The sequence below is a fragment of the Candidatus Magnetominusculus xianensis genome, assembly GCA_001541255.1.
Taxonomy (GTDB): Bacteria; Nitrospirota; Thermodesulfovibrionia; order Thermodesulfovibrionales; family Magnetobacteriaceae; genus Magnetominusculus; species Magnetominusculus xianensis.
In genome coordinates this window covers 42,453-50,210 of sequence record LNQR01000060.1, presented here as the reverse complement: position 1 = coordinate 50,210, position 7,758 = coordinate 42,453, and the positions used below count along the sequence as shown (strand labels likewise).

The following is a 7,758-nucleotide window of genomic DNA, read 5'->3' as shown; positions in this document are numbered from 1 at the left end:
GCAACAAGAAAAAGGCCTCGGCACTTCTGAAGGTAGACTATAAGACGCTGATAAATAAAATAAAAGAATACGAAATCGAAAAAAGATAGATAGTCGCCTGGGCCCATTTTAAGGGCCGCCTCAGAGGAGTTTTGTGCCTTACTCAATAGGACTTTCGCGGTAAAGCTGGAATCCAGAGGACGAAACGGCTATTGTAATTTTCAAATGCGTTTGCCCTGCTGCCGCGCCGTTGACAGAAGACAAAACGTATGATGTTATGTTAAAGTATAGACTGATTAATTGATAAGCAAGGGAAGATGATGGCAAAAATAGATTTCACACATAAGAGAATACTGATTATTGACGATTTTTCTGAGTACAGGCGCTCAGTAAGGAAGATGTTTCAGGCCCTGGGCGCTATGGATATAGATGATACGGGCAGCGGCGACGACGCAATTGAAAAGATTGCAGGAAAACCATATGACGTAATTTTATGTGACTATAATCTTGGCGATGGTAAAAGAGACGGGCAGCAGATTCTCGAAGAGATAAAACACAGGGACTTACTTCGCTATTCGACTTGCTTTCTGATGGTAACGGCTGAAAACACCATGATGATGGTCATGGGCGCCATGGAATATAAGCCTGACGACTATCTGACAAAACCATTTACAAAGAATGCCTTATTGAACCGTCTTGAGAGGCTTCTAAACAGAAAGAGTGATTTTGAAAGCGTAGAAAAGGCAATTCACCGGCAGGATTACATTGCAGCCCTGCAGGCATGTAACGAGCGCATCGAACAAAAACCAAAAAACATGTACGAGTTCATGCGGATAAAGGCGGATTTATCTATAACTCTTGGCAACTACTCAGACGCCGAGCAGATTTACGACGCAGTTATTGCCATAAGAAGGGTGCCGTGGGCGTTACTGGGGTTGGGCAAGGTATGTTTTTATACAGAACGGTTCTTTGAGGCGCGGGATATTTTTCAGGAATTGGTCGATGAACACAGGTCGCTGATGGAGGCATACGACTGGCTTGCAAAGACCCTCGATGAACTGGGGGAGACCAAAGAGGCACAGCGTGTCCTGACCAGGGCGGTTGAAGTATCCCCTAAGGCAATACTTAGACAAAAGGCCCTCGCACAGGTGGCTATTAAAAACAAGGATTTAAATACAGCAGAAAAGTCATTCAGAAATGCCGTTGACATGGGTAAGCTGTCGTGCTTCAGAGAGGCCGCCGATTACACCGGACTAGCTAAAGTGCTGATTGAAAAGAAGTCGCCGGGCAAGGCATTAGAACTCCTTGAGGAATCAAAAAAATTGTTTGAAGGTGAACCTGAGGCAGCGCTTCAGTCTGTTGTAGTTCAGGGACTGGCATATAAGACCATGGGAGACGAAAACGGTCTTAAAAAGGCCCTGAATGAATCCGCAATGCTGTTTGAGTCGGTGAGAAATTATTTGTCTCCAGAAGCGTCTCTGGATATGGCAAACTCATTCTTTCAACTCGGAGAGAAAGACAAGGCAAGTAAAATCATGCAGGATGTCATTAAAAACAACCACGACAATGAGAAATTGCTTAAAAAGGCGCAGTCCGTCTTCGACGAGGCCGATATGAAGGACGAAGGCTCTCGCTTGATTGTTGAGACACAGCAAAAAATTATTGCAGTTAATAACGAAGGCGTAGCCCTTGTGAAAAACGGCAAGCTGCAAGAGGCCATCGAGTACTTTGAGAAAGCAGCCGCCAGCGCGCCTGAAAATAAGATCATAAACGCGAACGCAGCCCAGGCAATCCTCATGTATATGCAAAAGGGCGGCACCACAGACAAACTCATTCACAAGGTCAAGCAGTATCTTGAAAGGGTAAGAAAGGTTGACCCGTCCTATGATAAGTTCCATGCCCTTATAGAATTGTTTCAAACAGTAGTAAAATGACGGGAATAAAGCGAGGCTGATTAACTATGGAATCTAATAACAGAGCCGATAATAAAGAAGGCAGTCTGGATTTCTCTGTCGTGCTGGCATCCTCTGTACACGATATGAAAAACTCACTGGGTGTGCTGATAAACCACCTTGATGAGGTGGTTGAGACTTTCAAAGAGAGTGAGTACTCATCGGGCAAGCTCCTGTCACAACTCCAGTACGAGGCCAAGCGCGTCAACAACAATCTCATTCAGCTTCTTTCTCTATACAGGCTTGAAAACTCTCTCTACTCGCTTAATATCTCACACACCCCGCTCTATGATTTAATTGATGAGGTCGTTTCGCAAAATATGTCTTTAATGGAATACAAGGGAATAGGCATCGAGATAGACTGTCCCGATGACCTGTACTGGTTTATAGACAAGGAACTAATTGCCGGCGTTCTAAGCAGCACAATGAACAATTCATTTCGATATACGAAGGACATGCTCCGGTTGTCAGTATATGAAAAGGACTCGTACCTCAATATCTGTGTCGAAGACAACGGGGTAGGCTATCCACCAACAATGCTTGGCGGCGGTTCAGGCAGCAATACGCGCCAGATAAGTTTTACAACGGGAAGCACGGGGCTTGGCATCTATTTTTCTGAAATGGTAGCAAGGTTTCATAAAAATAAGGATAAAGAAGGTTATATCTCCATAGCAAACGGCGGAGTCCTTGGGGGTGGCATTTTTTGTATCTGTCTGCCATAACATCAGGGGGCATTTCGCCCAAAATACCCAAAATAGTTGTCTTGTTGTCATCGGCCGGTAAGAACACTTAATGGGGCGGATAATATCAATAGCAAATCAAAAGGGTGGTGTTGGAAAGACTACAACGGCCATTAATCTTGCTGCCTCTATTGCCCTGGCTGGCGAAGATATCCTTATCGTTGACACTGACCCGCAGTGTAACTCTACAAGCGGCGTAGGTATCGACAAAAGACACATCACTAAGGGCATCTATGACGTGTACACATCTAAGTATGCAATCGCCGATACCATAGCAGCCACGCCGTTTGAGCATCTGTTTATTGTACCATGCACTGTTGACCTTCTGGCCGTTGAGATAGAGCTTGTCTCAAAGAAGAGACGCGAATGGGTGTTGTCGGACGCACTTAATTCAATCAGACACCAGTACAAGTACATACTTATCGACTGCCCGCCGTCTCTGGGGCTGCTAACGCTCAATGCCCTCACTGCGTCTGATTCCGTTATCATCCCCGTGCAGTGCGAGTACTACGCGCTTGAGGGGCTTAGCATGTTGACCAGGACGATAAGTCTTGTACAAAAGTCCTTTAACCCATCATTATCTATAGAAGGAATCCTGCTGACTATGTATGATATGAGAAATTCACTCTCTGCACAGGTAGCAGCAGAGGTGCGGACACATTTTAATGAAAAGGTATATACGACGATAATTCCGCGAAACGTTACTCTGGCAGAATCCCCAGGCCATAGCAAACCGGCGCTTCACTACGATGTCCGCTCAAAGGGCGCACAGGCATATCTGGCACTGGCACGGGAGGTATTGGTTGAATGAAAAAGGCATTGGGCAGAGGCCTTGACGCCCTTATCCCACAGGAAGGTGAAGAGATAAGCCATGTTGAAATCGAAAAGGTATTTCCAAACCCGGCCCAGCCCCGCAAGCACTTTGACGAAGACGCACTTGCTCAACTGGCCTCTTCAATAACTGCTCAGGGCGTAATACAACCGGTAATAGTGTCCAGAAACGGTGACGGCACATTTATGCTGATTGCCGGGGAGAGGCGGTGGCGTGCCTCTAATCTTGCCGGTCTTAAGAAGATTCCCTGTATTATCAGAGATAAAAATCGAGAAGACTCACTTGAAATATCACTAATTGAAAACATCCAGAGAGAAAACCTCAACCCCATCGAGACCGCCGCGGCCTTTCAAAGATTAATAGATGAGTTCGACCTTAAACAAGAGGAAGTTGCCGTTAAAGTCGGCAAGGACAGGGCAACTGTGGCCAACTACCTGAGGCTCTTAAACCTGCCCGCTGAAATCAAAGACTATATTGTTGCAGGTAAACTTACCGCCGGGCACGCACGTGCAATTCTCAGCCTGTCAGACCCCGGCACCCAGCTTGACGCGGCAGCACATGTGATAAAAAGCGCCCTCAATGTCAGGGAGACTGAGGCCTTCTGCAAGAAACTTGCAGAGGATAAGCCGCCCCCAAAGCCACAGCCCCAGCGAGACCCCTACATAGCATCTGTCGAGGATGAGCTGATAAAGACCCTGGGCACAAAGGTACACATCAACCATGACGGCAACAAGGGCAGGATAGTCCTTGAGTACTACTCGCTGGACGAGCTAAACAGATTAATCGATATACTGAGGATATAGCAGGATGAAGGCAGCCGTAATTATACCATCACGATACGCATCGACGCGTTTTAACGGGAAGCCGCTTGCGCTGATAAACGGTCTTCCTATGATAAGACATGTCTATGACAACGCTAAAAAGGCGGCGCTGCCAGAGACAGTAATCGTTGCAACAGACGACGAGAGGATTGTTGATGCGGTCAGGGCATTCGGCGGTGAGGCGATAATGACAGGGACGCACCACAAAAGCGGCACGGACAGGATTTTTGAGGCCGCCAGCGCCCCGAACAATAATATATATGATATAATAGTCAATGTCCAGGGGGATGAGCCCCTGATAAGACCAGATATGATAGACGCCGTCATAGAACTGTTAATAAGCGACAGCCGCGCCGGTATTGCAACTCTGAAAAAGAGGATAACCGAGGCGGAGGCTATATTTGACCCCAATGTAGTAAAGGTAGTGACAGACGCTGACGGCTTTGCAATGTATTTCTCCAGGGCGCCAATCCCATACTACAGGGAGTTTACAACAATCACCAAAGACTGTAATATAATATTCAGCGGCAGCACAGGGCAGACGCATTACTATAAGCACATCGGCATATACGGCTATCGCAGAGAAATTCTTCAGCGCATGGCTGGTCTTACGGAGAGCCCTCTTGAGAGGGCGGAGTCGCTTGAGCAACTGAGGGCGATGGACAACGGCATCAGAATAAAGGTAGGGCAGACTACGCACGAGACCATAGGGGTTGACTGCCCAACTGATATAGAAAAGGTTAAAAAATGGCTAAATACATATTCCTGACCGGGGGCGTTGTGTCGTCTCTTGGCAAAGGCATTGCGGCCTCATCCATAGGGGCGCTGCTTGAAGGGCGCGGTCTCAGGGTAAACCTCCAAAAGCTCGACCCTTATATAAACATCGACCCCGGCACTATGAGTCCATTTCAGCACGGCGAGGTGTTTGTCACAGACGACGGCACGGAGACCGACCTCGACCTCGGACACTATGAACGCTTCACACATATACGCACAAACATTGCCAGCAACTATACCTCTGGCAAGATATACTTCAACGTAATAACTAAAGAGCGCAAGGGTGACTACCTTGGGCAGACAGTTCAGGTGGTGCCGCATATCACAGACGAGATTAAATCTGTGATAATGGCCCTGAGCCACGGCGTTGATGTGGTCATTGTAGAGATTGGCGGTACAATTGGCGACATAGAGAGCCTGCCGTTTCTTGAGGCAATCAGACAGATTCGTTTTGACGTGGGCAAGGAAAATGTCTTCTATATTCATCTGACGCTTGTGCCCTATATCCACAGTGCCGGTGAGCTGAAGTCAAAGCCCACGCAGCACAGCGTCAAAGAACTCCGCGCCATTGGAATACAGCCGGATGCCGTCCTGTGCCGCTGTGACAGGCCGCTGCCTGATGACATGAAAAGGAAAATAGCCCTCCACTGCAATCTCGACTATGAGGCGGTAATAGGCGCACTCGACGTAAAGACCATCTATGAAGTCCCGCTTGTCCTTCACGAAGAGGGCCTTGATGAGCTGATTGTAAGGGTTTTCAATCTGCAAACCAGACCGCCAGACCTCACGGTATGGAAAGAAGTGGTTAGACGAATAAAAGAACCCGTAAATAAGGCCGTCATCGCAATGGTCGGCAAGTATATAGAATATCAGGACGCGTATAAGAGCCTCGTAGACGCCCTGATTCACGGCGGGATAGCAAACGATGCAGAGATAGTGTTCCAGTGGGTTGACGCCGAGGAGATAGAGCGAAGCGGGCCAAATGTATTGCTGTCTGAGGTGGATGGCATACTTGTGCCCGGTGGGTTTGGCAACAGAGGGATTGAGGGGAAGATTCAGGCTGCCAGATATGCCAGGGAGAAGAAGATTCCGTACTTTGGAATATGCCTAGGTATGCAGTGTGCTGTGATAGAGTTTGCACGGAATGTCTGCTCGCTTCCGACGGCCAACAGCTCTGAGTTTGACGAGGGCACTGCTGATGCGGTGATTTATCTGATGGAGCAGTGGTATGATTTCAGAAAGGGGCGTATAGAAAAACGTAACCCTGAGAGCGCTAAGGGCGGCACAATGAGGCTTGGTGCATACCCATGCACTCTTGTCTCTGGCATCCCTGAGACAAAGGCATATGCCGCATACGGGCGCGACGAAATATCAGAGCGACACAGGCACAGGTATGAGTTCAACAATAAGTACAGAGAGCTGCTTCAGTCAAAGGGCCTTGTCATAAGCGGTCTGTCGCCGGACGGTGAGCTTGTGGAGATAATAGAGTTTATAAACCACCCGTGGTTTCTGGGCTGTCAGTTTCACCCGGAGTTTACATCAAAGCCAACTGAGCCGCATCCTCTGTTCAGATCGTTTATAGAAGCCGCTCTCAAGGAGAAAAAACACCTCTTCCCCTATGAGAGAAAACCACTGCGAGCTGAAAAAGGACACCCGTATGTTACCTGAAGAGGCAGTCGCCACAGCCATCGATGTGCTGCAAACCGAGGCAGACTCGATTCTTGCGCTGAGACCGCGTATAGATAAAAATTTTCTTGATGCAGTGCAGATAATATACGACAGCAAGGGTAAGACCGTTGTGACAGGCATGGGCAAGTCCGGCCTGATAGGTAAGAAGATAGCAGCTACGTTGGCCTCAACGGGCACACCGGCGTTTTTTGTCCACCCAGCAGAGGCTGGTCACGGGGACTTGGGGATGATTACCCGCGACGATGTAATTATTGCGATTTCCAACAGTGGCGAGACAGACGAGATAATACAGTTGATACCATTTTTTAAGCGGTTTGGTGTAAGTCTGATTTCATTGGTTGGCAATATCAACTCCACGCTTGCAAGGGCTGCAATGGTGGTAATAGATATATCAGTGGAGAAGGAGGCCTGTCCGTTAGGGATTGTGCCGACATCGTCAACTACGGCGGCAGCGGCGATGGGCGATGCAATAGCGGTTGTGCTGATAAAGAAACGGGGATTTAAGCAGGACGACTTTGCGTGTTTACACCCGGATGGGAGTCTTGGCAGGCGGCTGTTAATAAGGGTAAAGGATGTTATGGTTACAGGTGACGCCCTGCCATTTGTAAGACCTGATACAAAGCTGATGGATGCAGTGATAGAAATATCATCAAAGCGTCTGGGGCTTGCCCTGGTCACAGGCAGAGATAAACGGCTCTTAGGCATAGTAACAGACGGTGACCTGAGAAGGGGTCTTCTAGCCTGGGGGCAGCAGTTGTACTCAAAAGATGCAGCATCAATAATGACAGCAAACCCCCGCACCATCTCAGAAGAAGAGCTTGCCGCAAAGGCCCTGTCCATAATGGAAAAACACTCAATCACATCACTCATAGTCCCTGAAGCCAGTAACACAGGGGACACCGGGGACACAGTAAAAGGCATCATCCACATCCACGATATTCTAAAAAAGGGAATAGTGTAAGGGCCTC

The 7,758-nt window shown here is 48.1% G+C and carries 7 protein-coding genes; all 7 read left to right on the top strand.

From position 1 onward, the window contains the following. Positions 1-296 precede the first annotated feature (296 nt). On the top strand, positions 297-1,913 hold the full coding sequence (locus tag ASN18_RS08580) for a tetratricopeptide repeat protein (protein WP_085052334.1): 1,617 nt from the start codon (positions 297-299) through the stop codon (positions 1,911-1,913). 26 nt (positions 1,914-1,939) lie between these two features. Beyond that, on the top strand, positions 1,940-2,653 hold the full coding sequence (locus ASN18_RS08575) for a sensor histidine kinase (RefSeq protein ID WP_085052333.1): 714 nt from the start codon (positions 1,940-1,942) through the stop codon (positions 2,651-2,653). 70 nt (positions 2,654-2,723) lie between these two features. Further along, a complete protein-coding gene (locus ASN18_RS08570) occupies positions 2,724-3,482 on the top strand; it encodes a ParA family protein (protein ID WP_085052332.1) in 759 nt (252 codons plus the stop codon). Then, a complete protein-coding gene (locus ASN18_RS08565; protein WP_085052331.1) occupies positions 3,479-4,306 on the top strand; it encodes a ParB/RepB/Spo0J family partition protein in 828 nt (275 codons plus the stop codon). Before ASN18_RS08570 ends, ASN18_RS08565 begins: the two co-directional genes overlap by 4 nt. A 4-nt stretch (positions 4,307-4,310) precedes the next feature. Then, the gene (gene kdsB, locus ASN18_RS08560; RefSeq protein ID WP_085052330.1) at positions 4,311-5,093 is read left to right on the top strand and encodes a 3-deoxy-manno-octulosonate cytidylyltransferase; all 783 of its coding nucleotides are present in this window, start codon (positions 4,311-4,313) and stop codon (positions 5,091-5,093) included. Beyond that, on the top strand, positions 5,072-6,769 hold the full coding sequence (gene pyrG / locus ASN18_RS08555) for a CTP synthase (protein ID WP_085052329.1): 1,698 nt from the start codon (positions 5,072-5,074) through the stop codon (positions 6,767-6,769). The genes kdsB and pyrG overlap by 22 nt, the downstream gene beginning before the upstream one ends. Further along, on the top strand, positions 6,759-7,751 hold the full coding sequence (locus tag ASN18_RS08550) for a KpsF/GutQ family sugar-phosphate isomerase (protein ID WP_085052328.1): 993 nt from the start codon (positions 6,759-6,761) through the stop codon (positions 7,749-7,751). Before pyrG ends, ASN18_RS08550 begins: the two co-directional genes overlap by 11 nt. The last annotated feature ends 7 nt before the right edge of the window (positions 7,752-7,758 follow it).

Excerpts from the sequence above, each read along its gene's own strand:
- ASN18_RS08580 (WP_085052334.1), top strand. The coding sequence starts at position 297 with ATGATGGCAAAAATAGATTTCACACATAAGAGAATACTGATTATTGAC.
- ASN18_RS08575 (WP_085052333.1), top strand. The coding sequence starts at position 1,940 with ATGGAATCTAATAACAGAGCCGATAATAAAGAAGGCAGTCTGGATTTC.
- ASN18_RS08570 (WP_085052332.1), top strand. The coding sequence starts at position 2,724 with ATGGGGCGGATAATATCAATAGCAAATCAAAAGGGTGGTGTTGGAAAG.
- ASN18_RS08565 (WP_085052331.1), top strand. The coding sequence starts at position 3,479 with ATGAAAAAGGCATTGGGCAGAGGCCTTGACGCCCTTATCCCACAGGAA.
- kdsB (WP_085052330.1), top strand. The coding sequence starts at position 4,311 with ATGAAGGCAGCCGTAATTATACCATCACGATACGCATCGACGCGTTTT.
- pyrG (WP_085052329.1), top strand. The coding sequence starts at position 5,072 with ATGGCTAAATACATATTCCTGACCGGGGGCGTTGTGTCGTCTCTTGGC.
- ASN18_RS08550 (WP_085052328.1), top strand. The coding sequence starts at position 6,759 with ATGTTACCTGAAGAGGCAGTCGCCACAGCCATCGATGTGCTGCAAACC.